Here is a 26,805-nt window from a genome sequence, read left to right as displayed (position 1 = left end):
TGTCGGCCTGCACGTCGAAGCCGATCGTCTTGAAGCCGGCCTTGGCCTTCTCCACGGCCAGCGGCAGCCCCACGTAGCCGAGGCCCACCGTGCCGCAGACGAGGGTGCGGTCGGCGACCGACCGAAGCAGAGCGGATTCTAAAACGAAACCCATTTCTTCAGGAGGATCGAAGTTGTTAGTCATCGTTACATATACCTTTCTGCTTCCTTAAATGGATTCGGTACGAGCTCAAGCACACCGACGCGGGAAGAATCATTATGAATAGCTGGAGAACGCATGGGACAAGAAAATCCAGAAGGCCACTAAAGCCATTCCTGAAAATTCGCCACCTAACTTTTACGAAGCAACGTGTGTGTATCCATGTTTTTCGTCTAAGAATAGCTTTCTCGTCTTCTTGGGCATCGCATAGTACGATTGGTATATTTTTCACCCTATATCCCGAATGTATTATGCGAGTATACAGCTCATAGTCTTGAGCTCGAATCATCGATGGATCGTATCCTCCAACGACGTTGGCAGCGCTTTTTCTAAGAATTACCGTCGTATCATTAAACGGATTCCTTCTTTTAGAAAACTTTACAATACTTTCCGGAGTTGATGGAACTACCCTAATGTCACCACAGTCTCCCGCGTCTTCACGATACATCTGCATGTACCCTCCAACAACAGCCAGCTTGGGATCCTCGGCAAACTCATTAAGCAGGAGTTCCGCCCTGCATGGGCGGCAAACGTCGTCGCTCCCTAATTTCTCAATGAGATCCGTGTGGGACAAATCCATTCCCTTTTGAAAAGCAACGGCCGCCCCCTTGTTCTCATCAAGACGGTAGACTCTGAAAGACCCGTACTTTTTGCTCAAACATATAATTGCCTCATCAAGCTCCTGTGTTAGCGGGCCGTCGCAGACAAGAAATACTTCTTCCGGAAGGACGGTTTGAGAGTAGACGCTATCGACGCATTTTTTCAAATTGCGTGCAGTCTCTTTAAAGTAAACGGGTATTACAGTCGTATAACTTTCGTATTTCTCTGTGAGTCTATCTGAAATCATCTTTTAACCTTTGCAAAGCATAACCGATAGGCCTTTGGGAGAAGCATCGTCTTAGTCAACGCAGACGAAGACTTGCAGACTCTCCGGAACTTGCGTTGCACGCAGAAGCGAGGCGTTCTTCCAGGTTGTGACGAAGGAGCGACAACTTCATCTTCCTGTTCTTCTCCTTCCGAACATAACGCCAAAAGTCCTGATAAAAACCTTTGCATCGAGAATGAATCCCGCGTTCCTAACGTATTCCAATTCCAGAGCTTGACGCTCTCCGGTTTCGAAGGTGGCTTGATTGCGTCTTGAAACCTGCCACCATCCGGTAATTCCAGCTGGGACGGAAAGCAAAAGGTCCTTATTTTCGCCAAAATTTGAAAGCTCGTCAAACGAAATCGCACGCGGACCAATGACGCTCATCTCTCCTTTTAAGACGTTTATGAAGTTAGGCAGCTCATCAACGCTAGTAGATCTAAGTACTCTTCCTAAAGGTGTGATGCGTGGGTCGTCGACAACCTTACGCTCGCGCCTCCATGCATCCATTTGCTCAGAGGTAAAATATTTTTCTATGTTATGGGAATCGGATACCATAGTCCGGAATTTATAAATCCGAAAGGGGTGCCCACCTTTTCCAATTCGCTCTTGAGAATAGATAGGCCAAGCTTTAGTCTCGATCGCAATTGCAGTCGCAAGTATTAGTCCGGGGACAAGCGCTACAACGAGAATAAAAGCGCTGAAGGTAATATCGAATAAGCGTTTCGCATACCGGTAAATGATGCTTCTTATTCTTGACGAGAAGTTCTCTCTGAAAGTTTGGCTCGACTTACCTAAGATGGACTTGTCGTTAACCATACTTGCATCCGGATATTCTATTTTACGTCGACGAGCAATGTCCCGGAAAAGCGTGCCCCGCGAATCGGAATCCAGAGGGGCGAGGAACGCCACGTCGGAAGCGGCCATCGGCTCCGTATCCCCGACCGCATCGCTCGACTTTACATAACCGCGCTTATCGGGGACGGGGTGGTGGTATGATGGGCGGGGTCACGGTGACCCCGTGGTTGATTGGTTTTGGAGTATTCGATATTGAAAGTGCATGTGATCGTAAAATGAAAAGCTGTATGCAATTAATACGTATATTTTAGTTAAAATATGCAATAAAGAAGAAAGGTAACCCCCCCCCCATGTCATCTCCCTACCAAACGCTCACTTTGCCGGTTGACAGCATCCAGTCGCACCCGGAGAACGACTTCACCATGGACGAAAGCGAGATGCAGGAGCTCGTCGCGTCCATCCGCTCAGAGGGCCTCGGGCAGCTGCCGCTCGTGCGCAAGCTGCCGGACGGCGCCTACCAGATGATCGCCGGCCACCGCCGACTCGAGGCGTACAAGCGCCTTGCCCGCGAGGACGCGGCCTTCCGCGCCATCCCGGTCACGCTCGTCGACGACCTCGACGACGCCCGCGCCCGCGTGCTGCTCAATGTCACCAACCTCGTGACTCGCCGCTTGTCGCAGGAGGAGCGCGGCGCGCGCTACGCGGCCATCGGCAGGGAAGTGCCGGCGTTGCGCGAGGCCGACCCGTCGCTCAAAGGCGTGCGCACGAACGACATCATCGCGCGCATCGTGACCGAGGAGACGGGGCAGTCGGTGTCGCCGGCTACGGTCAAGCGCGCCATCGCGGCCGAGAGGCGCCTGCGCGAAACGCGCGAGCAGGCCGAGCTCCTTACGGGCGACCTGAACGAGAACTGGCAGGTGGAGGCGCAGGCGGGAGCCATCGATCCGCTCACGTTGCGTGCCATCTCGGAGTTGCCGAACCAGAAGCAGCTCGACCTGTTCGCCGAATACCAGCGCCAGGAGATGACGCTCGGCCAGCTGAAGGCTCACCTCAAAGCGTCACGGCCCAAGACGACGGCCGATGCGGCTCGCGCGCTGCAGCTTGCCATCCGCAGCGCGGAGGAGGCGCGCCAGATGGATCGCGCCGGCGTGCCGTTGCCGCAGGGGCTCGTTCGCAAGCTGAAGAGCCTGGTGGACCAGCTGTAAGGTTGGGAGCGTGCGTCGGGAAGGCGGCTACAGCCGCGCGTGGCCGTCCGCCTGCTCGGGATAATCGATCAGCTTGAGCGGCGCGAGGTCGGCGAGCTGGCAGGGGTCGACGTCGAGCGCGCGGCTCAGCTTCACGAGGTCCGGAATGCTTAAGGCGACGTAGCCGCATTCGATATTGCTGATGCGAGAGTGTTCCGAGCCGATCATGAGCCCCAGCTTTTTCTGCGTCAATCCTTGGTCTTTTCGGATCTGTCGGAGGTTTGTCCCAAGGTCAGACGCGTATTTTCTCACAAGGGGGTCCTTGCGTTCCATCGTCTGCTTTTTGCTGAGATTACCCATGCGTCAAGCGTAACCCGATGAATACGAAGGCGTGTATCCACGAGGGTACATTGGGGCATATTTATGGAAAATTCGCCGGTCGCTTCAAGATTTTCGCCATCGCGTCGTTTCTCGTTGCGATGGCGCGGCACCCTCGTGCGTGATAGAATTATCCTATGACTATTTGGGCGCGCGGGCGGCGGGTGCGCGGGACGACGGCGTGCGGGTGCGGGGTGCCGCCCCGCAAACGACGAGGGGAGGCGGCGTGCTGAGCGATCTGGTCGTGTGCTACCTGTTCCTCGGCGGCACCGGGGCGGGGCTCGCTCTCGTGCTCTCCGTGCTCGGCTTGCTCGTTCCGCACGCATGCGTGTCAACGCCCCCGGGCGTGCACCTTCGTCCGAACGCCGCATACCGCAAGCTGCTCGGCTCGGGGTTCGCCACCGCGTTCGTGCTGCTGGCGCTCGGCATCGTGTGCTTGCTGGCCGACCTCGGCAACGCCGAGCGCGTGATCCTGCTGCTCCTGCATCCCACGGCGTCGTACCTGGCGGTGGGGTCGTGGGCGCTCGCGGCGTGCCTGGCGCTCGCGGCGGCGCTCGGCTTCGCGTGGCTTGGCGTCGGCACCTGGAACGTCGCCCTCGTGCGCATCCTCCAGGTGACGACTGCGCTCGTGGCGGCGGTGGTCATGGTGTACACGGGGCTCCTGCTCCAGAGCCTCGGCGCGGTGCCCCTGTGGTCCACGCCGTGGCTGCCGGCGTTGTTCGCGGCCTCGTCGCTGTCGTGCGGCATCGCATGCCTGCTGGCGCTTGCCCAGCTCACGGGCGTGGCATCCGCGTTCGATGCCGTGCTCGGACGCTTGGCGGCGGTCGATGCCGCGGTCATCGTGATCGAGGCGATCGTCGTCGCGGTGTTCGTGTGCGCGGCTTCGCTGGCCGGCGCGCCGCTGTCCAACGGCACCGAGCTCGCCGCCGCGCAGTCGGTGCGGGAGCTGGTGGCGGGCGCCAACGCGCAGCTGTTCTGGGGCTGCTTCGTCGCGCTCGGCCTGGCGGTGCCGCTCGTGCTGGACGGCGTGCTCGCCAAGCGCCGCCGCCCGCTGCCGGGCGTCGCCCTGTTTACGGCGGCGTGCGTGCTGGCCGGCGGGTTCGTCATGCGGTTCTGCGTTGTTGCGGCTGGTGCCCACCCGGTGCTCAGCTCGATGGGAGTGATGTGATATGTTTCCGTTCGAAGTGGATTCGACCACCGACGTGCCGTTGTGGGTGCAGCTGCGCCAGCGGCTCATCTACCTGATCAACTCGGGGTACTTCAAGCCGGGCGACCAGCTGCCCACCGTGCGCGGCCTGGCCTCGGAGATATCCATCAACTACAACACGGTGAACAAGGCGTACCTGAGCCTCGTCTCCGACGGCTACCTGGAATCGACGCGCGGACGCGGCGTGTTCGTGCGCGACCTCGATGCCGAGATGGACGAGGAGTACACGAAGGACGTCGACGGCATCATGAGCGACTGCGTGGCGGCCTGCCGCGACCTGGGGCTGTCGCTCGACGACGTGCAGAAGTGCATGATCAAGAAAATCAAGCAGATCAAGAAGGACGAGGGCCTCGAGTCGCCGCTCGAGCGGGGCGACGGCACGGCGCGCATCGTTCCGGTCGACGTGGGCGGCACGGTACGCAAGAAACAGGCAGGAGCGTGATGCGGGTGAAGACCAGGCGAAACGAAGCTGAGGCGGCACGGGGCGTCGGCGGTGCGCCCGCATCGCCCTCCGCGTCGTCGCACGCGCGCTGGCGCGTCGTCCCCGAGGCCAGCACCGAGATCGTGGGCGAGCGCGCGTCGAGCACCGGCGTGCTGCTGTTCTCGGCGGTGGTGTTCCTGCTGACCTTCGGCCTCGTGCTGGGCGCGTGGTGGGCGCTTGCGGGCGTGGGCGTCGCGGCCATCGCGGTCGCGCTCGTCCTCGCGCTGCTGGCCACGGCGGCCGTGCACATCGCGCAGCAATGGGAGAAGGTGGTGGTGCTGCGTTTCGGCACGTTCAACCGCGTGTCGGGACCGGGCCTGTTCTGGACGTTTCCCGTCATCGAGCAGAACACCATGCGCGTGGACACCCGCGTGCGCGCCACCACGTTCGGCGCCGAAGAGACCCTCACGGCCGACCTCGTGCCGCTCGATGTGAACGCGGTGCTGTTCTGGCACGTGTGGGACGCGAAAGCGGCCTGCATCGAGGTGGGCGACTTCACGCGCGCCGTGGAGCTGGCGGCCCAGACGGCGCTGCGCGACGCCATCGGGCGCGCGAGCGTGGCCGAGGTGGCCATCCGTCGCGAGCAGCTCGACCGCGAGCTCAAGCGCGTGCTCGAGGAGAAGGTGGCGCCCTGGGGCATCACGGTGCTGTCGGTGGAGATCCGCGACATCCTGCTGCCGAAGGAGCTGCAGGATGTCATGTCGCTGGAGGCCCAGGCCGAACAGCGCAAGAAGGCCCGCATCATCCTCATGGAGGCCGAACAGGACATCTGCGAGATGATGGACGACATGGGCGACACGTACGCGAAGAACGACGCCGCGCTGCGCCTGCGCGCGATGCACCTGCTGTACGAGAGCGTGCGCGAGACGGGCGGCACGGTGGTGGTGCCCAGCAGCTTCAGCGAGGGCTTCGGCGACGTGCTGGGCGATGCCGCGAAGGACGTGCTGGGAAAGGGGCCCGGCGCGGGGGCGTAGCAGCGGCCGCATGCGGCACATGCGATGATCGAGAACGGATGTTTCACGTGAAACATCCGTTCTTTTTTTTTGCGCGAGAATGCGGGTGCGCCTGCGCGTCGTACTATCCTCAAAATAATACAATCAAATGTAAATAAATTGTATACAGTACCTTGATTGTCATAGGATTATTTACTATAGTACTTTAATAGGATTTGGCCAATTCCATCCAGATGTCCGCAGGTTCCGCGAGGTGCCGGCGGCCATCCTGACACGACGAGCGACGCTTTGCGCCGGGGCGCGAGCGTGACGAGGAGGAACCATGTCAGGTACGAACAGGCCAAACACGACGCTGACCCGCCGCAGCTTTCTCAGGGCCACGGGCGCCGCAGCCGGCACGCTGGGCGTTGCGAGAGCTGCAGGAATGTTCGCGGCAGACGATTGGCTCGCACCGACCGAGGCGTACGCGGAGCCGGAGGAGCACGTCGCCTACACCTATCACCAGGCTCACTGCCGCGGGCATTGCATGCTGAAGTGCACCGTGCGCGACGGCCGCCTGTGCTTGATCCAGCCGAACGACAAAGCCAAAGAGGGACTGCAAACCGTCTGCCTCAAGGGCCTCTCCGAGATCCAGCACGTCTACAGCGCCGAGCGCATCCAAACGCCGCTCAAGCGCGTGGGCGAGCGCGGCGCCAACGAATTCGTCGCCATCTCCTGGGACGAGGCGACGGCCTACTTCGCCGAGGAAGTGCGGAAATGCTGGGACGCCTACGGCAAGCAGAGCGTGTTCGCCAGCATCGCCATGGAGTCGGAGGTGGCGTCCGAGCTGGGCAAGCTGCTGAGTGCGTCCATGGACACCGTCGGCGGCATCGACGTGGGCTACGCCAACGGCCTGGCTCCCGTCTACGGCGGCGCCAAGCGCTCCGGCCCCCTGGGCGCGGTGAGCGCGTTCAACGGCGTGGCCGATTGGATGAATTGCAAGACCCTGCTGTTCGTGGGCGTCAACTTCATCGAGTCGAGCCTCACGCAAACCAAACCCTTCTTCGACGCGAAGGATGCGGGCATGCACGCCATCGCCATCGACCCGCATTACAGCACGACCGCCACGAAGTGCGACGAGTGGATCCCCCTCGAACCCGGCACCGACGCCGCGCTGTTCCTCGGCATGATCACGCACGTGCTGGACAACGGCTGGTACGACGAGGCGTACGTGGGCGCGCGCACCTCGCTGCCGTTCCTCGTGGCGCAAGCCGACGGCACGCTGCTGCGCGACCATGCGGTCGACCCGGCGGCCGCCGCGCCGGAGGACGGCGCAGCCAACCCCTTCCTGGTCTGGGACGACGCGGCGCAAGCCGCGCGCCCGGCAGCAGATGTGGAGTCTCCTGCGCTCGAAGGCACCTTCACCGTCGACGGCGAAACGTACACGACGGTGCTCTCGCTGCTCAAGAAGAACCAGCAAGGCTACGACACCGCGTGGGCGTCGAAGGTCACGGGCATCCCGGCCGATACCATCGAGTCGCTGGCCGAGCGCTACGCCACGGGCGGACCCGCGTGCATCGCCGTGGGCTACGGCGGCAACGACAAGTACGGCAACGCCGACATCGCCGGCCATGCGGCCGGGCTGCTGGCCGCGATCACCGGCAACATCGGGCGCGCCGGCGGCGGCGTGGGCTATCCCGGCTTCGGTTACGGCAGCGCCGGGCTCGGCGCGTGGCCGCTTGCGGAGGACATGAAGCCCTCGACCTTGGCCGTCCCCGCCTTCGAGCTGCCCTACGTGGACAGCCCCGTCAAGTGCTTCATCGGTGTGGGCGACCAGATCCAGCAGCGCTTCGCCGACCTCAACAAGCTGGACGAGTGGGTGCAGGGCCTCGACTTCATCGTGTACGCCGACGTGTACCACAGCACGGGCGCGCAGTACGCCGATCTCGTGCTGCCCATCTGCTCGCGTTTCGAGAGCGACGAGGCGCTCGGCGGCGTCCGCTCGAACAAGGGCCAGGTCATGCTGCGCCAGCAGGTGCTCGAGCCGCTGTTCGAGAGCAAGACCGACTTCGCGTTCGAGCGCGAGCTGGCCCGCGCCCTCGGCATCGACGCTTCGTTGCCGAAGACCAACGAGGAGCGCATCGTGCGCATGCTGGACACGGCGAAGGACGCGAAGGTCGCGGGCATCACGCTCGAGGAGCTGCGGGCCAACCAGGGCGTGCTGCCGTACCGCGCGCCGTCGGCCGTGCCGTTCTCCGACGGCAAGGTTCCCACGGCGTCGGGCCGCTTCGACGTGTACTTCCCGGATCTCGTGAAATTCGACCAGGCGCTGCCCGCCTACGAAGCCCCCGAGGAGACGGGCGCGGACAGCAAGCTGCGCGACCGCTTCCCCCTGCAGCTGTGCCAGATGCGCACGCGCTTCCACATCCACAACCAGTTCTGCGACGCCGAATGGATTCGCCAGTACTCCACGGCGGCCCTGCACCTCAACCCTGCGGACATGGAGCAGCGCGGCCTGACCAACGGCGACACGGTGGAGGCGTTCAACGATCGCGGCAGCTTCGCCTGCCCCGTGGTGGGCGACGAGTCGGTTCGCCCGGGCTCCGCGCGCATCTTCGAGGGCGAGTGGTCGAAGTTCATGAGCGCCGGCAACATCCAGAACGTCACGAATCCCGGGATATCCGACCGCGGGCGCGCGTTGCTGAACGGCCCGGTCATCCCGTACAACGACACGCTCGTCGAAGTGAAGAAAGCGTAGGTGGGCGCCATGACCAGATTCGGACTCGCCATCAACACGGGGCGTTGCATCGGGTGCCACACCTGCGCCAACGCCTGCAAGATGCAGAACAACGTGCCCATGGGCATGCTGTGGAACCGCGTGCTCACCGAGGGATGCGACATCGTGGACGGCGCCGTCGGGCAGTATCCGAACGTGTCGCGCGCCTACCTTCCCGTGGCGTGCCAGCACTGCGAGAACCCCGCCTGCCTGCGCGTGTGCCCCACGGGCGCCACGTACAAGGACGAAAAGGGCCGCGTCGAGATCGCCTACGACAAGTGCATCGGCTGCCGCACGTGCATGGCGGCCTGCCCCTACAACGCCCGCGTGTTCAACTGGAACGAGCCGCGCCGCGACCCCGACTTCAACTACGGCGACAAGGACGTGCCCGTGCGCGGCAAGGGCGTCGTGGAGAAATGCACGCTGTGCAAGGAGCGCACCGACCGCGGCGATGAGCCCATGTGCGTGGTGTGCTGCCCCACGAAAGCGCGCGTGTTCGGCGATCTGGACGACCCGAACAGCGACGTGTCGCGCATCGTCCGGGAGCGTCGCGCCGGCGTGCTGCTGGAAGAACAGGGCACCCGCCCGCAAGTCCACTACTACGGATAGGGGAGCGCCATGGGAACCTTCGGAACCTCGATGAAATTCAAAACCGCCTCCGTCGTGCTGGCCGTGCTGGCCGCGGTGGGCGTGGGCACGTGGATCTACCAGCTGATGAACGGCCTGGGCGTGACCGGCATGAACAACTCCACGTCGTGGGGCCTCTACATCACCTGCTTCATGTTCTTCGTGGGCCTGTCGGCCGGCGGGCTGATCGTGGCCTCCTCGGCGTCGGTGTTCCACATCGCGCAGTTCAAGAAGGTGGCGGTGCCGGCCATCATCCTGTCGACGGTGTGCATCTGCTGCGCCGGCATGTTCGTGCTCATCGACCTCGGCGGCATCCAGCGCATCTGGAACGTGCTCGTGTCGCCGAACCCGATGTCGCCGCTTCTGTGGGACATCTGCGTGATCACCTGCTACCTCGTCATCAACGTCCTCTACCTGTACTTCATGACCTCGAAGCGGGCCAACCCGCACGCGGTCAGCATCATCTCGCGGTTCGCGCTGCCCATCGCCATCCTCGTGCACTCGGTGACGGCGTGGATCTTCGGCCTGCAGCTGGCGCGCGAGGCCTGGTACTCGGCCATCATGGCGCCCATCTTCGTGGCCTCGGCCATGGACTCGGGCTTGGCGCTGCTGCTCATCGTGCTGCTGGCGCTGCAGGCGGCGAAGGTGTTCGAGCTCGGCCGCAAGCTCATGGCCACGCTGGCCGGCCTCTTGGCCACGTGCATCGCGGTCGACGCGTTCTTCATCGGCTGCGAGCTGCTGACGGTGGCCTACCCGCAAACCGCCGGCGGCATGGAGACGCTCGGCACGCTGTTCAACGGCGTCACCTCGCCCTTCTTCTGGTTCGAGATCATCGCGGGGCTGCTCATCCCGTTCTGCATCCTCGTGTTCTCGGCCAACCGCCAGCGTCCGAAGCTCGTGATCCTGGCCTCGGCGCTCGTGGTGGTGGGCGTGTTCTTCAAGCGTGTGTGGCTGCTGTTCACGGCGTTCGTCCATCCGAACGTGTACGGCGCGCCGGGCATCTCCTCGGGGTCGTCGGCCGGCGTCCATGCCGGCGCCACCGACATCTGGTCGACGCTTGGCGTGTACGCGCCCACCTGGGTCGAAATCATGGTGGTCGTCGGCGTGGTGTCGCTCGGCGCGCTGGCGTTCCTCGTCTTGGCGAGCAAGCTGCTGAAGCCGTCGGACGAAACGACCGCGCAAGCTGCCTGATCACGTCCAACCCGTGACGCTGGGGAAGGGGCTCCTCACCCCCTTGGAGGCGGAAGCTCCTCACTTCCGCCTCCGCTCCCTGGCGCACCTCGAATGTTTCACGTGAAACATTTGTTCCCATGATTCTCCGGTGCGCGAAGCGTGTCCTGTGCTATCCTTCGAGCCTCATACGAAGGAGGATAAGAACATGACCTGCGGAATCACGAAAAATTATCCATAAAATAGTATAATGACACCTGAAAATTATCCTATGACAATCCTTGATTGTCATAGGATAATTTCGTATAGTGGGGCCAGTGGAATTTGGCCAATTCTCACGAGGAAGAGGGGGTATCCTCGCATGAGGCTTGTTGGTCGGACGGTGTGAGGACCGCGCGACCGGCACTACGGGGATATCCTGACGACATCTTTGAGGAGGAGACATGTCAGGAACGAGCAGCCCGCACAGCGGGCTCACGCGCAGGAGCTTTCTGAAGGCGACGGGCGCAGCGGCAGGGGCCTTGGGCCTCGCAGGTGCCGCCGGCATGGTCACGGCCGACAACTGGCTCGCGCCCACCCAAGCCCACGCCGAGGCAGGGGAGCGGGTGGGGTATACGTTCCATTATCGCCACTGCCAGTGCAATTGCCATCTGAAGTGCACGGTACGCGATGGGCGTATGGTGTTGGTCGAACCTAACGACTGGCCCGACAAACGCAACGAGACCATTTGCCTGAAAGGCATTTCCGAAATCCAGCATACGTACAGCGAAGAGCGTTTGCAGGTTCCACTCAAGCGCGTCGGTGAGCGTGGTGCGGGTGAATTCGTCGAGATCACCTGGGATGAGGCACTCGACACCATCGCCAACAAGGTGAAAGAGACTCAGGAAAAATACGGTGCGGAAGCGATAGCTGTTCAAACTGCCGTCGACTCCCTCACCACGTTTCTCCCAAAGTTGCTCAAGGGTCAGGAGAAGCCCCATCGCGGTATCGATATCGGCTTGGGCAATGGTTTCTCTCCGGCGCTCGCTGAATCAGGCCAGCAGGGTGCCTCATCTAACGAAGTGACCGACTGGAAGAACGCCAAAACCATCCTGAACGTGGGATGCAACATGTTGGAGACGTGCATGGTGACGGCGCGGTACTTCTTCGAGGCGAAGGAGGCGGGCGCGGAGATAATTACGCTCGATCCCAACTTCTGTACTACTGCGGAGAAGAGTTCGCAATGGATTCCCATGATTGCCGGAACCGACCCGGCTCTCTATCTCGGCATGATCTCGCTGATCCTCGATAATGAGTGGTACAACGCTCCGTATCTGAAATCCAACACGAGTATGCCGTTCCTGGTCAAGCGATCCGACGGCTCGCTTCTAAGAAAAAACCCCGTTGCCGACACTAAGCAGGCGGGCTCTGATAATCCCTTTATGGTGTGGGACGAAATATCTTCCTCTATGAGCGCATATGACGCGGAAGGGATCAGTCCTGCGTTGGATTACGAGACGTCCATTGACGGTGAAACGTATGCAACAGTGTTCAAACTGTTGAAGGAGAATCAAAAGCAGTACTCGCTCTCATGGGCTGCTGAAACGACTGGTATCGATGAAGACGTGTTTGTTGAGATCACCGACAAGTATGCGAACAGCGGTCCCTCGATCCTTTCGTTCGGCTTTGGTGGAGGAGAGAAGTTCTACAACGCCGATGTAGCCGGGCATGCGGCAGTTCTGCTCGCCACGCTCGTCGGGTCGTTCGGGACGGACACTCCCGGTTGGGGGGCGGGCGCATACGTGAATGCGTACCAGAAAATTTTCGGTGCAGCCAACCTCGCATCCTGGCCGTTGCCATCCGAGTGCAAAAACGCATCAGCCCCCAAAGACAGCGTCGACTATCGCGACGAGGAGAGCGGTATTCGCTTCATGTGGGTACAGAACGGTGCGTTTCAGCAGATCGCGGGTAATCAGAACCGCACGAACGAGTGGGCGAAGGGTCTCGATTTCGTTGTGGTTCAGGATATCTGGCACACGCCGTCGGTGGATTGGGCCGATATAGTTCTGCCGGTATGCTCTCACTTCGAACTCGACGAGGAGATCGGCTTTCTTCGCGCTTTGCGCGGGCACGTTCTTCTGCAGCAGAAAGTTCTCGACCCCTTGTTTGAGAGTAAAACGGATTTTTGGATCGATCGCGAGATGGCAAAGCGTCTTGGATACGAAGACGTTTTGCCGAAAAGCCAGGAGGAACTTGCGCGTTTTCAGTTGGATAACGCAACCGACAAGGCCGTTGCCGGTATCACTCTCGACGAAGTTGTGGCCCATAACGGCGTAGTTGCCTTGAAGGGTCAGCCGGATATCGCGCGCAGTTACAGCAATCAAACCTACAAAACGACATCGGGGAAAATCGACCTGTATTACGAGAACCTCGTAGAATTTGGGCAAGCGTTGCCACGGTACGAAGCGCCGCACGAAGCGTTCGAGGGTAATCCGCTGCGAGATACGTATCCCCTCGTTATGACCCAGCGTCGATCCAAGTACTTCATTCATCAGAATTTCATGGACGCCTCGTGGTTGCGCCAGTACTATGAGCCGACGTTGGAGATGAATCCTGTCGACATGATGGCGCGAGGTTTGGAATCCGGAGACGTGATCGAAGCGTTTAACGATCGAGGATCGTTTCAGTGCGCGTGCGTCGCCACCGAGGCCGTTCGTCCGGGAACGGTGGCTATTGTCGAGGGCATTTGGGACAAGTACATGCATGCCGGGAATTTGCAGAATGTTACCAACGATGCGGCAAATCCACGCGGGAAAGCGCTCGCCAAGGGGAGGGTCACTCCCTTCAACGACACGCTTATCGAAGTTAAGAAAGCTTAGGTGATCCATATGACTCGGTTGGCTATTGCCATTAACTTGGATCGTTGCACGGGGTGCAACACGTGTGCTATGGCGTGCAAGATGCAGAACAACGTGCCTATGGGTATGGCGTGGAATCGCGTTCTCAACGAGAGTTGCGAATTCGAAGTGGGTGTAAGGGGGACGTATCCCCATGTCTCGCGCTCGCATCTGCCTATTGCCTGTCAACATTGCGAGAACCCCGCCTGCATGCGCGTGTGCCCGACAGGGGCCACGTACAAGGATGCCTTGGGGCGCGTGGAGATTGACTACGAGAAGTGCATTGGGTGCCGCATGTGCATGGCGGCGTGTCCGTACAACGCACGTGTGTTCAACTGGAGTGAACCGGTGCGTGATCCTGATTTCAATTACGGCGACAAAGACGTGCCGGTTCGAGGCAAAGGTGTGGTTGAGAAATGCACCTTGTGCAAGGAACGCACCGATCGTGGAGACGAGCCAATGTGCGTGCGGTGCTGTCTCGCCAAAGCTCGCATTTTCGGCGACCTCGACGATCCCGATAGTGAGGTATCGCGCATCGTCCGAGAGCGCAACGCGACCGTCCTCCTCGAGGAGCAAGGCACCCGTCCGCAAGTTCATTACTTCAATTAAGGAGGAGGTGCGCATCATGGGAACCTCTACGAAAACCAAAGCTGCCATCGGGGTGCTGGGCGCGCTGACGGTGGCGGGAGTCGCCGCTTGGATCTACCAGCTGATAGGCGGCCTCGGCGTGACCGGCATGAACAACGGCACGTCGTGGGGCCTCTACATCACGTGCTTCATGTTCTTCGTGGGCCTGTCGGCCGGCGGCCTCATCGTGGCCTCCTCGGCTAGCGTGTTCCACGTGGCCGAGTACAAGAAGGTGGCGCTGCCCGCCGTCATCCTGTCGACGGTATGCATCTGCTGCGCCGGCATGTTCGTGCTCATCGACCTCGGCGGCATCCAGCGCGTGTGGCGCATCGTCACGGGGCCGAACGTGACCTCGCCTTTGTTCTGGGACATCTGCGTCATCACGCTGTACCTCGCCATCAACGTCGTGTACCTGTACTTCATGAAGTCGAAGAAGCCGGGCGCGCAGGACAAGGTGGCCATCGTGTCGCGCTTCGCGCTGCCCGTCGCCATCCTCGTGCACTCGGTGACGGCGTGGATCTTCGGTCTCGAGATGGCGCGCGAAGGCTGGTACTCGGCCATCATGGCGCCGCTGTTCGTGGTATCGGCCATGGATTCCGGCTTGGCCCTGCTGCTGCTCTCGCTCATGGGGCTCAACAAATCCGGTCGCTTCAAAACCGATAAGAAGCTGCTGTCCAACCTGGCCGGCCTGCTGGCCACCTGCATCGCCATCGACGGCTTCCTCGTGGGTTGCGAAGTGCTGACCATGGCCTACCCGGGCGCCGCCGGCGCCGAGACGCTCGCCATCATGGCGACGGGCGCCACCGCTCCGTTCTTCTGGTTCGAGATCGTCGTGGGCATCCTCATCCCGTTCTGCATCCTCGTGTTCGCGAAGAACCGCGCGCGGATGGGGTTGGTGGCTGCCGCCAGCGTGTGCGTGGTGGTGGGCGTGTTCTTCAAGCGCGTGTGGCTGTTGCTCACCTCGTTCGTCGAGTTCAACGTGATGGGCGCCCCCGGCGTGGCCTCGGGCTCGTCGGCCGCGGCGCACGCGACGGGGCTCGACATGTGGGCCGTCGCCAGCTCGTACGCTCCCACCTGGGTGGAGATCGTCGTCGTCATCGGCGTGGTGTCCCTCGGCGCGCTCGCGTTCGTCGTGCTGACGCAGAAGCTGCTGCCCGCCCGCGCGGCGAAGCGCGAGGCCGTCGAGGCCGCGGCGGGCGAAGCCGCGTAAGGCGCGCGGCCCTCGCGGCTCGCGGCGGCTTCGGCCCTCTCGACCTTTCCATCCGTTGGTCCTTGGCGACGCTTTCCCTCCCCGCGTCGCCAAGGACCGCTTCCGTTGCGGTATGCTGTACCCGCTGCATCCCGGCTCACGTTGCGCGCCCCGCGCTGAAAGGAGTTTTTCGCCATGGCGAAAGAGATTCCCTGGAAGACCCTGTCCGAAGCCTACGCGTTCATCGGGAACTCGCTGTTGAAGCCGATGACGATGACGTCGACGGTCGGGTTGGATCCGGCATTCTGGGCATCGTTCCCCACGTTCGACGACGCTGCCGTGGCCGAGGCCGTGGCGGCGTGCGCACGCTACGCCGAGGAGGCCGCCCGCCGCGCCGAGGCGGGCGAGGACGAGCCCCAGCGCGTCGCCGTCGAGTACACGAAGCTGTTCGTGGGCCCGCCGTCGCCCGCCGCGGCGCCGTGGGAGACGATGTACCGCGGCCAGGACGTGACCGTGGGGTTCGGCCAGGCCACGTTCGAGATGCGCGAGCTGCTGCGCGCGACGGGGCTCGAGGTGCGGAACGAGAACAACCAGTACGAGGACCACATGGGCATCGAGCTGCTGTACCTCTCGTCGCAGTGCGCCCGCGTGGACGCAGGCGCGGAGGACACGCCCGCGCCCGACGCCGTCGCCGACTTCATCGAGGCTCACCCGCTTTCCTGGGCGGAAGCGTTCCGCGTGCGCATCGCCGAGACGGCCGCGCACGGCTACTTCGCTCCCCTCGTGGGGCTGGCTCAGGCCCTGCTCGTCTGGCACGTGCAGGCGCTGCGCTAGCGCGAGGCCGCCTCTTGCCGCCGCCGCGCCGGCGCCGTGCTCGTGGTGAATACTTGCATGTCCGAAAACGGCTAGTGCTCGGGCGCGCTTTGTGGTTTCATGGGCGTTGTTGCCGATGAACGCGAAGGGATGCCCGTGATGGAGTACAGCGATCGCACGTGCTGGGAAGCGCTGAGCGCGCACGATGCGCGCTTCGACGGGCTGTTCTTCGTGGGCGTGCGGTCGACCGGCGTGTACTGCCGCGCCGTGTGCCCGGCGAAAACGCCCAAGTTCGAGAACTGCACGTTCTACGCGAGCGCGGCCGAGGCCGAGGCGGCGGGCTATCGCCCCTGCCTCAAGTGCCGCCCCGAGCTGGCGCCGGGCGTCCCCGTCGACGAGGGCGCCGACCGCGCGGTGGCGCGGGCCGCGGCGCTCATCCGCGAGGGATCGGGCGCATGCTCCATCGCCGACATCGCGGCGAGGCTGGGGTTTTCCGAGCGGCAGCTGCGCCGCCTCTTCGAGCGCGCGTTCGGCGTGACGCCTGCCTCCTATCGTGCCACCTGCCGCCTGCTGCTCGCGAAAAGCCTGCTCACCGACACCGAGCTGCCCGTCACGCGCGTGGCGTACGCGTGCGGCTTCTCGTCGGTGCGCCGGTTCAACGACGCGTTCTCGCAGCGCTACCGCATGCCCCCGAGCCGGTTTCGCGCCCGAGCGGGCGCCGCCGCAAGCGCCGCGGCGCAGGGCGAGGGCGGGGAAGGGCCCATCGTGCTGCACGTGGGTTACCGGCCGCCGTACCGCTTCGACCTGCTGCTCGAGTTCCTGCGCCTGCGCGCCATCGAGGGCGTCGAGGCGGTCGAGGACGGCGCGTACCTGCGCACGGTGCGCCTCGAGGCGGACGCGTCGAGGCCGGACACGGCCCCGCGCGTCGGTTGGATCAGGGTCGCCGACGAGCCCAAGCGCAACCGCCTCGCGCTCACCGTGTCCCCCGAGCTGTTCGACGAGCTGCCGCTCGTCGTGGCGCGCACGCGCCGCCTCTTCGACGCCGACTGCCTCCCTGCTGCGGTGGAGGCCGGCCTTGCCGACTTCCATGCGCGCGTGCCCGCCGCCTCCCGCATCCCGGGCGTGCGGCTGCCGTGCTGCTTCGACGGCTTCGAGATGGCCGTGCGCGCCATCCTCGGCCAGCAGATCACGGTGAAGGCCGCCGGCACGTTGGCCGGACGCGTCGCGCACGCGTTCGGATCGCCGGCTGCCACGCCGCACGCGGCGCTCACGACGGCGTTCCCTCCTCCTGAGGCGCTGTGCGCGGACGGGGCGGCGGAGCGCCTGGGCGAGCTCGGCGTGATCGGCCAGCGCGCCCGCGCCATCTGCGCGTTGGCGCAGGCCGTGCGCGCAGGCGCGGTGGCGCTGCGCCCCGGAGCCGATCTCGCCGCCGAGGCCCGCGCGCTCGCGGCGATTCCCGGCATCGGCCCGTGGACCGTGCAGTACCTGCTCATGCGCGCCTACGGCCATCCCGATGCCTTCCCGGCGACCGACCTGGCCGTGCGCGCCGCCTTCCCCGAGCTCAAGCCGCGCGAGCTGGCGCGGGCCTCCGAATCGTGGAGCCCGTGGCGCTCGTACGCCGTCATGTCCCTGTGGTCGACGCCGCACGGTCGGCCCGACGAAACCCCGAACACGTAAGGAGCACCTATGGATTACCTTCTCACGATGGATTCGCCCGTGGGGCCGGTCACCGTCGCCAGCGACGACGAGGCGATCATCGGCCTGTGGCTGGAAGGGCAGAAGTACTTCGAGGCCACGCTCGAAGCTGCCGAAGAGCGGCCCGACCTGCCGGTGCTCGCCGAGGCGCGCGCCTGGCTCGAGCGCTACTTCGCGGGCGACGATCCCGGCGCGCTTCCGCCCGTGAGCCCGCGCGGCACCGCCTTCCAGCAGCGGGTGTGGGCGCAGCTCGCTGAGATACCGTACGGCCAGCTGACCACGTACGGCCAGATCGCGCGCCGCCTCGAGGAGCAGACGGGAGCCCGCACCTCGGCGCGCGCCGTGGGCAGCGCCGTTGGGCGCAACCCCATCTCCATCATCCTGCCGTGCCACCGCGTCGTGGGCTCGACCGGCAGCCTCACCGGGTACGCCGGCGGCCTGCAGAAGAAGATCGCCCTCTTGCGCATCGAGGGCGTGGACGTGGAAGCGCTGAGCACCCCGAAGAGGGGGACGGCGCTGTAAGGGGCTTTCCCGGTCGCGCCCCGGCCCTTCTGTCGCGCCGCGGCCTCTTCCCCCGCGCAGCAACTTGCCCCGCCTGTCCTCCGCGCAAAAAAAAACGGCCCGTCACGGGCCGTTTCTCGTTGCGGTGCGGGCGGGCCGCGTACCCTAGAAGATCAGCGCACCGTCCACCGTCATCGAGGTGACGTTGCCGTCTGCGTCGCAGGTGAGCAGCACGTTCGTGACGGTCGCGTTGCCGTCGCCGTCGAGGATGGAGACGTCGTTGGCGTACTGGTAGCCGCCTTCGACGGGCGTCATGGCGGCCGTGGCGGGGTCGAAGCTCTGGTAGGTGTAGTACGTGTTGTCGGCGATGAGCGCCGGCAGCGCGGCCTCGACGGCTGCCACGGCCTTGGCCTGCGGATCCTCGGCGGGTTCGGGCGTCTCGGGCTCGGCCGGCGTCTCGGGCTGCGGCGTGGGCTCGGTTGCGGCCGGGGTCTGGTCGAGCAGCCACGTGGCCTCGGTGGCGCCGTCGTTCCAGAACAGGCGCTGCGAGGAGTACCGGTCGTCGAACGTGAGCGTGCCCGACGCCGTCTCGCCTGCTGCCACGGAGATGGTGCCGCCGTCGAACGTCGAGCTGACGGGAGGCATGCCGAACGACAGCAGGCATTCGGTGGAAAGCTGCTGCGCGTTCGCGTGCGCCTTCACGTCGATCTGCACGTTCAGCTGGCCGTTCGTGCGGTCGATCGACTTCACGGTCACCTCGTAGTCGCGCCAGACGGCCGACTCGCCCACCGAGAGCGCCTTGAGCTTGGCCGCGTCGGTGACGGTGTAGCCGCTGCTCGACGAGCTGGCGTTCGGGTCGGGCAGGTTGGGTTCTTCGGCTTTCGAGCCGCATCCGGTAAGCGCCAGCGCCAGGAACGCGCAGGCCGCGGTCGCAACGATCTTCTTGTTCAACGTGAGTCCCTTCATTCGGTGCGCGGGCGCGCGGGCGCGGCCCGATTGCGTTTCCCTCGTATCATACCAGTTCGGTCATCATGTGTAAGTGCCCTGTGCTAACTGCACGCCGAACATTCGCTCTGGCGGAAACCTCGCAGGTGTGGTTTCATAAGCCCAGATTCCGAAAGGGGCGTATGGACACCACATTTCTGCAGCAAGCGTTCTCCGATTCCCAGGTGCTCACGGTGCCGTGGAGCATCGACTACTTCTCCGTCATCGTCGGCGTGCTGACGGGCGCCCTGTTCGCGTGCGACCGTAAGCTCGACATCATCGGCACGGTGGTGCTCGGCCTGCTCACGGGGTACGGCGGCGGCATCATCCGCGACGTGCTGCTGCAGGACCACGGCGTGTACTTCACCTCGCATCCCGACCTCATCCTCATCTGCATCGCCATCTGCGCGTTCGTGTTCTACTTCCGCGGGCTGTTCCGCCATCTCGACGCCACGGTGTTCTTCGCCGACGCGTTGTCGGTGGGCCTGTTCGCGCTCGCCGGCGCCAGCAAGGCGTTCTCGCTCGAGCAGGGGTTCGTGCTGTCGGTCATCCTCGGCGCCATCACGGCGGTGGGCGGCGGCGCGGTACGCGATATCTGCGTGGGCGAGACGCCCGGCATCTTCCAGCAATCGAACTTCTACGCGGTGGCGGGCCTCGGCGGCTCGCTGGCGTTCGTGATCCTGGCCTACGGGGGCAGCCCGCTGCCGCTTGCGGGCGTGGCCTGCGTCTTCGTCGTCGTGTTCCTGCGGTATTGGAGCGTGTACTTCGACTGGAAGACGCGCAACGAGGCCGACCTCACGCCGCACGTGGCGCGCGGGGTGGGGAAGGTGAAGCGCGTCGTGTCCGGCGTGTTCCTGCACGGCGGCGACGCCACGGTGGCGCAGAAGGAGCGCCGGCGCCGGGGTCGTTGGCGCCGCAGCCGCGAGAAGCGCGACTGAGCGCGCCGCCCGTCGCTGACGCGTTCGCATGACGATACGCTGAAGAAACGCGCGTCGGCGTCGCCGATGGCTCGCTCATCTGGCATACTGGCCGTATCAACAACGTGCCGTGCGATGCTATGCCAGGATCGACGCGGGAGAAGATGCGAAGGATCGTGGAACATGGCTGATTTCATCGAGGGCAAGCGCCCCGTCATCGAGGCGCTGCGCACGGGCGTGCCCATCAAGAGCATTCTCATGGCCGACAACGTGCAGCGCGACGGCCTCATCGAGGACATCCTGCGCAAGGCGAAGCGCGTCGGCGCCACCGTGGAGATGGTACCGCGCAAGGTGCTGGACAGCAAGTCCGACCGCGGCAGCCACCAGGGCGTCATGGCGAAGGCCGCGCCGTTTCCCTACGTGGGCATCGGCGACGTGATCGACGCGGCCGGAACGTCGGCCGCGGAGCACGACGGCCGCGCGCTCGTGGTCATCCTCGACCACATCACGGACGCGGGCAACCTCGGCGCCGTGTCGCGCAGCGCCGAGGCGGTGGGCGCGTGCGGCATCGTGATCCCCAACAAGCGCAGCGCGCACGTGGAGGCGTCCACGTACAAGAGCTCGGCCGGCGCCATCTCGCACGTGCCCGTGGCGCAGGTGTCGAACCTCGTGCAGGCGATGGGCCGCCTCAAGGATGAGGGCTTCTGGATCGCCGGCGCCACCGAGCACGCCTCGGACCTCATCTGGAACGCGAACCTCAAGGGCAAGATCGCGCTCGTGATGGGCAACGAGCAGGAGGGCATCTCGCGCCTGGTCATGGAGCATTGCGACTTCCTCGTGAAGCTGCCCATCGAGGGCGAGGTGGCCTCGCTCAACGTGGCCCAGGCGTCCACCGCCTGCATGTACGAGTGGCTGCGCCAGAACCAGTAAGCAGCGGCGGACGTACGGGTTGATGCGGACGGATCATGGCCAAGCAACGTAAGAAACTCCTCATCGTGGACGGGTACAACGTGCTGCGCTCCGGCAGCCGCTACCGCAACGCGCCCGATGAGGACTACACCGACGACACGTTCAACGCGGCGCGCGAGATGCTCATCAACGACGTGGTGAACTACGCCGGCCGCGACTGGAAGGCCGTCATCGTGTTCGACGGCGCGAAGAACGCGTTCTCGAACGGCGAGGCCGAGAAGGTCGGCGGCGTGCGCATCGTGTTCTCGCCGGCGGGCCAGTCGGCCGACAAGGTCATCGAGAAGCTGGCCCACGACGCGCGCGAGCGCCAGGTGGAAACGCTCGTCGTCACGAGCGACGCCACCGTTCAGGACACGACGTTCGGCTTCGGCGTGGATCGCATGAGCGCGGACGGCTTCTCGCGCGAGGTGGCCATGTACTACGAGGAGGCGCGCCTCGACGACACCCCTAAGGTGGCCGAGAAGAACACGGTGGCCTCGCGCATCGACCCCGCAACCCTCGCCAAGCTCAAGGCCCTCCGCGACAACGCAGCCCGCTAGCCGCCCCGCTCCGCGCGCCCGATGCTTCGTGGGGCGTGATGGTCGCTGCGTCACGGTGCTTCTGCATCTGACGGTTTTGTGAATGCCCGACAGAACGTTCGCAAAGTGTTGGAATACGGGCAGTTCGAGCATGCCGTGTCGGTTGTTTCGCTACACCGTGTTGGTTATCATGCATGATGTAGGATAGCTAAGCGCACACGGCGCGCGGACGAAGCGGACAGGCGGGCGGGTATGGATCGCATCATCAACGGTATCATCGCGCGACGCAAAGCCGTCGTGGGGGCCTTCCTGGCCGTCGCCGTGGTGTGCGCGGCCATGATCCCGTTCGTGGGCGTCAACTACGACATGGTGGACTACCTGCCCGACGAGGCCCAATCCACCACGGCCGTCGCCATCATGAACGACGAGTTCACCCAGGCCGTCCCCAACGCCAACGTGCTCGTCCATGACGTGAGCTTGGCCCAGGCGCTCGCGCTCAAGGACAAGATCGCCGCGGTGGACGGCGTCGAGGGCGTCATGTGGCTCGACGACGTCGTGGACGTCACCGTGCCCCTTGAGATGGCCGACGCCTCCACGGTGGAGACGTACTATCGCGACGGCGCCGCGCTGTTCCAGGTCACCGTGGCCGAGGGCTCCGAGGGCGCCGCCATCCCCGCGCTGCGCGCGCTCGTCGACGAGGCGGGCCCGGGCAACGCCGTGTCGGGCGAGGCGTCCGACACGGCGCAGACCACGGCCAGCACGTCGGAGGAAGCCGGCAACGCCGCGCTCATCCTCGTGCCCATCATCCTCTTGCTGCTCGTGCTGTCCACCACGTCGTGGATCGAGCCGGTGCTGTTCATCGCCGCCATCGGCGTGTCCATCCTCATCAACATGGGCACGAACATCGTGCTGGGCGAGGTGTCGTTCATCACGTTCTCGGTGAGCCCCATCCTGCAGCTGGCCGTGTCGCTGGACTACGCCATCTTCCTGCTGCACGCGTTCGCGGCCGAGCGCCAGCGCACGCCGAACGTGGAGCAGGCCATGGCCGCGGCCATGCGCAAATCGCTGTCCACCATCGCCGCCAGCGCGGTCACCACGCTGTTCGGCTTCGCCGCGCTCGCGTTCATGCAGTTCCAGATCGGCGCGGACCTCGGCATCAACCTCGTGAAGGGCATCATCTTCAGCTTCTTCACCGTCATGGTGTTCCTGCCGGCGGTCACGCTCACGCTGTACAAGCTCATCGACAAGACGAAGCATCGGCCGTTCATGCCCTCGTTCAAGAACATCGGCACGGTGCTGTCGAAGGTGCGGGTGCCGGCGCTCATCCTCGTGCTTGCCCTCGTGGTGCCCGCGTTCCTGGGGCAGGCCCACACCGTGTTCACCTACCAGAACAGCGAGCCCGACCCGAACCTGCGCGCCGGCGCCGACACGCTCATGGTGCAGGACGAGTTCGGCCAGCAGAACGCCGTGGTGGTGCTCGTGCCGCGCGGCGACGTGGCGGCGGAGGCCGCCCTGTCGGACGACCTGGCGAAGCTCGACAACGTGACGAGCGTCATCTCGTACGCCGCCTCCGTGGGCGCCGCCATCCCGCAGGGCTTCCTCGACCAGAGCGTGGTCGACCAGTTCTACTCGCCGAACTACGCGCGCATCATCGCCTACACCAGCACCGACACCGAAAGCGACGAGGCGTTTGCCACGGTGGAGGCCATCCAACAGACGGCTGCGAACCACTACGACACGTACTACACGGCCGGCCAATCTGCGAACCTCTACGACATGAAGAACATCGTGGCCGTGGACAACGTGGTGGTCAGCGCCGTGGCCATCGTCGCCATCCTGCTGGTGCTGCTGGTGACGTTCCGCTCGCTGACGCTGCCGCTCGTGCTGCTGCTCACCATCGAGTCGGGCATCTGGATCAACCTGTCCATCCCGTACTTCACGGGCGAGTCGGTGAACTTCATCGGCTACCTCGTCATCAACACGGTGCAGCTGGGCGCCACGATCGACTACGGCATCCTGCTGACCACGCATTACCTGCGCCATCGCCAGCGCGTCCCGGCCCGCAAGGCCGCACATCTCGCGCTGGGCGAGACGTTCCCGTCGCTGCTCGTGTCGGCCAGCATCCTGGCCACCGCGGGCTTCGCGCTGGGGTTCGCGTCCAGCATGTCGGCGGTGTCCAGCTTGGGCCTGCTGCTGGCGCGCGGCGCGCTGCTGTCGTTGGCGCTGGTCACGTGCTTCTTGCCGGCGCTGCTCGTGCTGCTCGACCGCGTCATCCGACGCACCACCTGGCGCGCGAACTTCGCGCCCGCGAACCCAGAGCCCGCGAACCCCGCGTCGATCCCCGACCCGCTCCCCGCGTCCGAAGGAGATGCATCATGAAAAAGCATACCGCCATGCGAACCGGTCTGATCGCGGTTTTGACCGTGGCCTTGTCCGCTACCTGCGTGCCCGGCGCGATGGCGCTTGCGCAGGACGGTGCCGCGCAAGCGAAAGCCGCGTCGACCTCGGCAGCTTCCGCGCCCGCCGCGACGTACGAGAAGTCCGAGGTGGTGTACGCCACCCTGGCCGCGAACGGCAAGCCGGAGGCCGTGTACGTGGTGAACCGCTTCGACGTGGAGGCGGCGGGCACCGTCGTCGACCACGGCGATTACACGGCCGTGCAGAACCTCACGAACGAGACCGAGCTGGCACGGGCTGGCGACGCGACCACGTTCGAGGCCGAGGAGGGCACGCTGTACTACCAGGGCGACGCCGCCGACACCACGCTGCCGTGGAACGTGTCGATCGCCTACGAGCTGGACGGCAAGAAGGTCGAGGCCGATCAGCTGGCCGGCGCCTCGGGCGACCTGTCCATCCACGTGACCACCGCGCGCAACGACGCCGTCGACCCCGCGTTCTACGACAGCTTCATGCTGCAGATCACGTTCACGCTGCCGGGCGCCGTGGCATCCGAGGTGGCGGGCGAGGGCGCCACCATCGCGCAATCCGGCGAAGACACGACGGTGGCGTTCACCGTGCTGCCCGGCCAGGACGGCGACTTCACGCTCACGGCCAAGGTGAAGGATTTCGAGATGACGGGCGCGCAGATCGCCGCGCTGCCGTACTCGTCGGTCATCGAGATGCCCGACACCGACGAGATGGTCGACGGCATGAGCACGCTGTCCGACGCGGTGAGCGCGCTGGCCGACGGCACCTCGTCGCTGGCGGCGGGCGTGGACGAGCTGACCAGCGGCGCGCAGAGCCTGTCGTCGGGCTCCGCGGCGTTCGGCCAGGGGCTCAACCAGCTGAACGGCTCGTCGAGCCAGCTGGTGAGCGCCTCGAGCCAGATCGGCAGCGCGCTCTCGGCCATCGCCAGCGGCCTGCAGGGCGCGGACCTCTCGCAGCTCGACCAGCTGGGGCAGCTGCCCGGCGGGTTGAATGCGTTGGCGGATGGGTTGGGGGAGCTGGCGAAGAATGCGACGCTCGTGCAGCAAGGGTATGCCCAGGCGTTTCCCGCGCTTGACGGGGCTATCGCTTCCATTCCCGACGGCACGCTGACCGCAGAGCAGATCGGGAGCTTGGCCGCAGCTGCGAGCGCGTCGGGCAATCCCGACGACGCCGCGACGTTGAATCAGCTGCTCGCGAACTACGAGGCCGCCCAAACCGTCAAGGGCACCTACGCCGCGACGAAAGCGGCTTTCGACGGCGCGAGCCAGCTGCTCGGCTCCTTGCCGGATGCCCTCGCCCAGCAAGAGGCCGCACTTCGCTCCATGGCCTCCTCGCTCGACGCCGCCGTCGGCGGCGGGCAGCTCGACCAGCTCTCCCAGCTGGCCGACGGCATCGCGCAGCTGTCCGGCCAGTACGGCCAGTTCCACGAGGGGCTGACGCAGTACGCGTCGGGCCTGTCGGCGCTTGCCGGCAACTACAGCCAGCTGTCGTCCGGCACGAGCCAGCTCGCCAGCGGTACCGGCCAGCTGGCCAGCGGGGCGGGCGAGCTCAGCAGCGGCATGGGCCAGCTCAACGCGTCCACCATCACGCTGCCCGACACCATGAAAGAGCAGATCTCCGAGCTCATGGCCGACTACGACTTCCCGGAGTTCGACCCCGTCTCGTTCATGTCGTCGCAAAACGCCGACGTGGAGGCCGTGCAGTTCGTCATGACCACGGCAGCCATCGAGCAGCCCGAAGCCCCCGAAGAGGAAGAGCCCGAGCAGGAGCAGACCATCTGGGACCGCTTCATCGCCCTGTTCCAGGGGTAGGCCGCTCTCGGCTCCTCAGCTCGCGTGCATCCCGACGGCTTCCAACAGCTCGTCGCGCAAGGCGAGATGCGTGTGCGTGAATCCCGGGTCGACGTAGCGCAACCGCTTCCCCAAGAGCTTGGCCAGCTGATGGGCGAGGCGGTTGAACGAGCCGCTGTCCATCGCCTGCGCCCGGGAAACGGTGACCACGGTGAACCCGAGGGATGTGAGCGTGCCGCGTCGCCGCGCGTCGCTTTCCTGTCGTTCGGGATCGGCGTGGTGCAGCCTGCTGTCGTATTCCACGGCCAAGCGCGCCTCGGGCCAGCACAGGTCGCATGCGCAGTACGTGCGGTCGGCCAGCTTGCGGAAGCGGGGCGGCACGTCCACGCGGAAGTTCAGCGACGGCTGCGCCAGCCCGTAGCCGCCCAGGCTGTACGGCAGGCTCAGCAGCATGGCGAGCACCGATTCCATGGGCGACGCCGACCGATCCAGCACAGAGCGCAAAGCTCGCAGCGCCTTCTTCCGCCCGCGTGCGTTCGGGGCTCCCTCGGCGAACGCCCGTAGCTTGGCAACCGTGGTGAGCGGCGCATCCCTTCGCGGTGCCGGTCCCTTGTCGACCAGGACGTACGTCCCGCACAGCTCGTATCCCAGCATCATGAGCTGCGTGACCGACAGCCGGTTCGCCATCTGCAGGAAGCAGAATTCCGGCGTGCTGACGAGGAACCCGTTGCCCGCGTCGATGAACGACCGTTCGGGAAGGTCGGACGACCAGAAACAGCTGGTCACGCTAGGCGTTCTCGTCCGGATGCCGGGGTCGCCCACCAGCACCTCCAGGGGAAGGATGCATCCGGCGGGGCGTCGGTTGCCCTCGGGAAGGGCCGG

The 26,805-nt window shown here is 64.6% G+C and carries 24 protein-coding genes; 18 read left to right on the top strand and 6 right to left on the bottom strand.

All coding sequences use genetic code 11. The annotated features are described in order from the left end of the window. The 3 genes from H8S61_RS16895 to H8S61_RS16885 form a co-directional block, all read right to left on the bottom strand. Positions 1-184: hypothetical protein (locus tag H8S61_RS16895; RefSeq protein ID WP_222617771.1), on the bottom strand; the 184-nt coding region annotated here is incomplete at its 3' end. Then, positions 177-1,046, bottom strand: a complete 870-nt coding sequence (locus tag H8S61_RS16890; protein ID WP_081956913.1) for a glycosyltransferase — start codon at positions 1,044-1,046, stop codon at positions 177-179. The genes H8S61_RS16890 and H8S61_RS16895, both read right to left, overlap by 8 nt. Before the next feature lie 147 nt (positions 1,047-1,193). Next, positions 1,194-1,991, bottom strand: a complete 798-nt coding sequence (locus tag H8S61_RS16885) for a sugar transferase (RefSeq protein ID WP_114557199.1) — start codon at positions 1,989-1,991, stop codon at positions 1,194-1,196. Positions 1,992-2,212: 221 nt separating this feature from the next. On the opposite strand from H8S61_RS16885, the gene H8S61_RS17605 reads away from it, so the two are divergent. After that, positions 2,213-3,067 (top strand): ParB/RepB/Spo0J family partition protein, encoded by an 855-nt coding sequence (locus H8S61_RS17605; protein WP_035586386.1) that lies wholly within the window; start codon positions 2,213-2,215, stop codon positions 3,065-3,067. A gap of 27 nt (positions 3,068-3,094) precedes the next feature. On the opposite strand, the gene H8S61_RS17600 is transcribed toward H8S61_RS17605, so the two are convergent. Continuing rightward, positions 3,095-3,298, bottom strand: a complete 204-nt coding sequence (locus H8S61_RS17600) for a helix-turn-helix domain-containing protein (protein ID WP_233789546.1) — start codon at positions 3,296-3,298, stop codon at positions 3,095-3,097. A gap of 352 nt (positions 3,299-3,650) precedes the next feature. Between H8S61_RS17600 and nrfD (H8S61_RS16875) the strand changes: the two genes are divergently transcribed. The 12 genes from nrfD (H8S61_RS16875) to H8S61_RS16820 all read left to right on the top strand — a co-directional run bounded on the left by nrfD (H8S61_RS16875) (position 3,651) and on the right by H8S61_RS16820 (position 18,339). Continuing rightward, positions 3,651-4,592, top strand: coding sequence for an NrfD/PsrC family molybdoenzyme membrane anchor subunit (gene nrfD, locus H8S61_RS16875; protein ID WP_186939806.1), 942 nt, complete (start codon positions 3,651-3,653; stop codon positions 4,590-4,592). Position 4,593: 1 nt separating this feature from the next. After that, positions 4,594-5,073, top strand: a complete 480-nt coding sequence (locus H8S61_RS16870; RefSeq protein ID WP_186939805.1) for a GntR family transcriptional regulator — start codon at positions 4,594-4,596, stop codon at positions 5,071-5,073. After that, on the top strand, positions 5,073-6,086 hold the full coding sequence (locus tag H8S61_RS16865) for a slipin family protein (RefSeq protein WP_186939804.1): 1,014 nt from the start codon (positions 5,073-5,075) through the stop codon (positions 6,084-6,086). Before H8S61_RS16870 ends, H8S61_RS16865 begins: the two co-directional genes overlap by 1 nt. Before the next feature lie 301 nt (positions 6,087-6,387). Continuing rightward, a complete protein-coding gene (locus H8S61_RS16860; RefSeq protein WP_186939803.1) occupies positions 6,388-8,802 on the top strand; it encodes a molybdopterin-dependent oxidoreductase in 2,415 nt (804 codons plus the stop codon). Positions 8,803-8,811: 9 nt separating this feature from the next. Next, positions 8,812-9,429: a 4Fe-4S dicluster domain-containing protein gene (locus H8S61_RS16855; protein WP_035586529.1), complete on the top strand. Its 618-nt coding sequence runs from the start codon at positions 8,812-8,814 to the stop codon at positions 9,427-9,429. A 9-nt stretch (positions 9,430-9,438) separates the two neighbouring features. Further along, positions 9,439-10,638: an NrfD/PsrC family molybdoenzyme membrane anchor subunit gene (gene nrfD / locus H8S61_RS16850; RefSeq protein ID WP_186939802.1), complete on the top strand. Its 1,200-nt coding sequence runs from the start codon at positions 9,439-9,441 to the stop codon at positions 10,636-10,638. A 422-nt stretch (positions 10,639-11,060) separates the two neighbouring features. Beyond that, a complete protein-coding gene (locus H8S61_RS16845; protein WP_186939801.1) occupies positions 11,061-13,475 on the top strand; it encodes a molybdopterin-dependent oxidoreductase in 2,415 nt (804 codons plus the stop codon). Positions 13,476-13,484: 9 nt separating this feature from the next. After that, positions 13,485-14,102 (top strand): 4Fe-4S dicluster domain-containing protein, encoded by a 618-nt coding sequence (locus H8S61_RS16840; protein ID WP_186939800.1) that lies wholly within the window; start codon positions 13,485-13,487, stop codon positions 14,100-14,102. 16 nt (positions 14,103-14,118) lie between these two features. Further along, positions 14,119-15,330 carry an NrfD/PsrC family molybdoenzyme membrane anchor subunit gene (gene nrfD, locus H8S61_RS16835; protein ID WP_186939799.1) on the top strand — a complete coding sequence of 404 codons (1,212 nt, stop codon included), beginning with the start codon at positions 14,119-14,121 and terminating at the stop codon, positions 15,328-15,330. 174 nt (positions 15,331-15,504) lie between these two features. After that, a complete protein-coding gene (locus H8S61_RS16830; protein WP_186939798.1) occupies positions 15,505-16,143 on the top strand; it encodes a TorD/DmsD family molecular chaperone in 639 nt (212 codons plus the stop codon). Between the two features lie 138 nt (positions 16,144-16,281). After that, positions 16,282-17,799 (top strand): Ada metal-binding domain-containing protein, encoded by a 1,518-nt coding sequence (locus H8S61_RS16825; RefSeq protein WP_186939807.1) that lies wholly within the window; start codon positions 16,282-16,284, stop codon positions 17,797-17,799. Positions 17,800-17,808: 9 nt separating this feature from the next. Then, entirely contained in the window at positions 17,809-18,339 is a 531-nt protein-coding gene (locus H8S61_RS16820; RefSeq protein ID WP_186939797.1) for a methylated-DNA--[protein]-cysteine S-methyltransferase, read from the top strand. Between the two features lie 144 nt (positions 18,340-18,483). Here the strand turns inward: H8S61_RS16820 and H8S61_RS16815 are convergent, their stop codons facing one another. Beyond that, complete coding sequence (locus H8S61_RS16815; RefSeq protein ID WP_186939796.1) at positions 18,484-19,269, bottom strand: hypothetical protein; 786 nt, start codon at positions 19,267-19,269, stop codon at positions 18,484-18,486. A 176-nt stretch (positions 19,270-19,445) separates the two neighbouring features. Between H8S61_RS16815 and H8S61_RS16810 the strand changes: the two genes are divergently transcribed. From H8S61_RS16810 to H8S61_RS16790, 5 genes are all read left to right on the top strand, one after another. Further along, positions 19,446-20,240, top strand: coding sequence for a trimeric intracellular cation channel family protein (locus H8S61_RS16810; protein WP_035586417.1), 795 nt, complete (start codon positions 19,446-19,448; stop codon positions 20,238-20,240). 162 nt (positions 20,241-20,402) lie between these two features. After that, complete coding sequence (rlmB, locus tag H8S61_RS16805) at positions 20,403-21,149, top strand: 23S rRNA (guanosine(2251)-2'-O)-methyltransferase RlmB (RefSeq protein WP_154334850.1); 747 nt, start codon at positions 20,403-20,405, stop codon at positions 21,147-21,149. 35 nt (positions 21,150-21,184) lie between these two features. After that, positions 21,185-21,727, top strand: a complete 543-nt coding sequence (locus tag H8S61_RS16800) for an NYN domain-containing protein (RefSeq protein ID WP_160943407.1) — start codon at positions 21,185-21,187, stop codon at positions 21,725-21,727. 231 nt (positions 21,728-21,958) lie between these two features. Next, positions 21,959-24,085, top strand: coding sequence for an efflux RND transporter permease subunit (locus tag H8S61_RS16795; RefSeq protein ID WP_186939795.1), 2,127 nt, complete (start codon positions 21,959-21,961; stop codon positions 24,083-24,085). Next, on the top strand, positions 24,082-25,944 hold the full coding sequence (locus tag H8S61_RS16790; protein ID WP_186939794.1) for a hypothetical protein: 1,863 nt from the start codon (positions 24,082-24,084) through the stop codon (positions 25,942-25,944). Before H8S61_RS16795 ends, H8S61_RS16790 begins: the two co-directional genes overlap by 4 nt. Positions 25,945-25,959: 15 nt before the next feature. Here H8S61_RS16790 and H8S61_RS16785 read toward each other — a convergent pair whose 3' ends face one another. Then, on the bottom strand, positions 25,960-26,709 hold the full coding sequence (locus tag H8S61_RS16785; RefSeq protein ID WP_186939793.1) for a putative endonuclease domain-containing protein: 750 nt from the start codon (positions 26,707-26,709) through the stop codon (positions 25,960-25,962). Positions 26,710-26,805 lie beyond the last annotated feature (96 nt).

Origin of the sequence: Eggerthella hominis (genome assembly GCF_014287365.1) — a bacterium.
Classification (GTDB): Bacteria; Actinomycetota; Coriobacteriia; order Coriobacteriales; family Eggerthellaceae; genus Eggerthella; species Eggerthella guodeyinii.
Note: the sequence above shows the minus strand (reverse complement) of the source record. Positions and strands in the feature narration are given on the sequence as shown.

What these genes read in the sequence shown, in the direction of transcription:
- H8S61_RS16890 (WP_081956913.1), bottom strand. Translation starts at nt 1,046, where the DNA reads ATGATTTCAGATAGACTCACAGAGAAATACGAAAGTTATACGACTGTA.
- H8S61_RS16885 (WP_114557199.1), bottom strand. Translation starts at nt 1,991, where the DNA reads ATGGCCGCTTCCGACGTGGCGTTCCTCGCCCCTCTGGATTCCGATTCG.
- H8S61_RS17605 (WP_035586386.1), top strand. Translation starts at nt 2,213, where the DNA reads ATGTCATCTCCCTACCAAACGCTCACTTTGCCGGTTGACAGCATCCAG.
- H8S61_RS16870 (WP_186939805.1), top strand. Translation starts at nt 4,594, where the DNA reads ATGTTTCCGTTCGAAGTGGATTCGACCACCGACGTGCCGTTGTGGGTG.
- H8S61_RS16865 (WP_186939804.1), top strand. Translation starts at nt 5,073, where the DNA reads ATGCGGGTGAAGACCAGGCGAAACGAAGCTGAGGCGGCACGGGGCGTC.
- H8S61_RS16860 (WP_186939803.1), top strand. Translation starts at nt 6,388, where the DNA reads ATGTCAGGTACGAACAGGCCAAACACGACGCTGACCCGCCGCAGCTTT.
- H8S61_RS16855 (WP_035586529.1), top strand. Translation starts at nt 8,812, where the DNA reads ATGACCAGATTCGGACTCGCCATCAACACGGGGCGTTGCATCGGGTGC.
- nrfD (WP_186939802.1), top strand. Translation starts at nt 9,439, where the DNA reads ATGGGAACCTTCGGAACCTCGATGAAATTCAAAACCGCCTCCGTCGTG.
- H8S61_RS16845 (WP_186939801.1), top strand. Translation starts at nt 11,061, where the DNA reads ATGTCAGGAACGAGCAGCCCGCACAGCGGGCTCACGCGCAGGAGCTTT.
- H8S61_RS16840 (WP_186939800.1), top strand. Translation starts at nt 13,485, where the DNA reads ATGACTCGGTTGGCTATTGCCATTAACTTGGATCGTTGCACGGGGTGC.
- nrfD (WP_186939799.1), top strand. Translation starts at nt 14,119, where the DNA reads ATGGGAACCTCTACGAAAACCAAAGCTGCCATCGGGGTGCTGGGCGCG.
- H8S61_RS16830 (WP_186939798.1), top strand. Translation starts at nt 15,505, where the DNA reads ATGGCGAAAGAGATTCCCTGGAAGACCCTGTCCGAAGCCTACGCGTTC.
- H8S61_RS16825 (WP_186939807.1), top strand. Translation starts at nt 16,282, where the DNA reads ATGGAGTACAGCGATCGCACGTGCTGGGAAGCGCTGAGCGCGCACGAT.
- H8S61_RS16820 (WP_186939797.1), top strand. Translation starts at nt 17,809, where the DNA reads ATGGATTACCTTCTCACGATGGATTCGCCCGTGGGGCCGGTCACCGTC.
- H8S61_RS16810 (WP_035586417.1), top strand. Translation starts at nt 19,446, where the DNA reads ATGGACACCACATTTCTGCAGCAAGCGTTCTCCGATTCCCAGGTGCTC.
- rlmB (WP_154334850.1), top strand. Translation starts at nt 20,403, where the DNA reads ATGGCTGATTTCATCGAGGGCAAGCGCCCCGTCATCGAGGCGCTGCGC.
- H8S61_RS16800 (WP_160943407.1), top strand. Translation starts at nt 21,185, where the DNA reads ATGGCCAAGCAACGTAAGAAACTCCTCATCGTGGACGGGTACAACGTG.
- H8S61_RS16795 (WP_186939795.1), top strand. Translation starts at nt 21,959, where the DNA reads ATGGATCGCATCATCAACGGTATCATCGCGCGACGCAAAGCCGTCGTG.
- H8S61_RS16790 (WP_186939794.1), top strand. Translation starts at nt 24,082, where the DNA reads ATGAAAAAGCATACCGCCATGCGAACCGGTCTGATCGCGGTTTTGACC.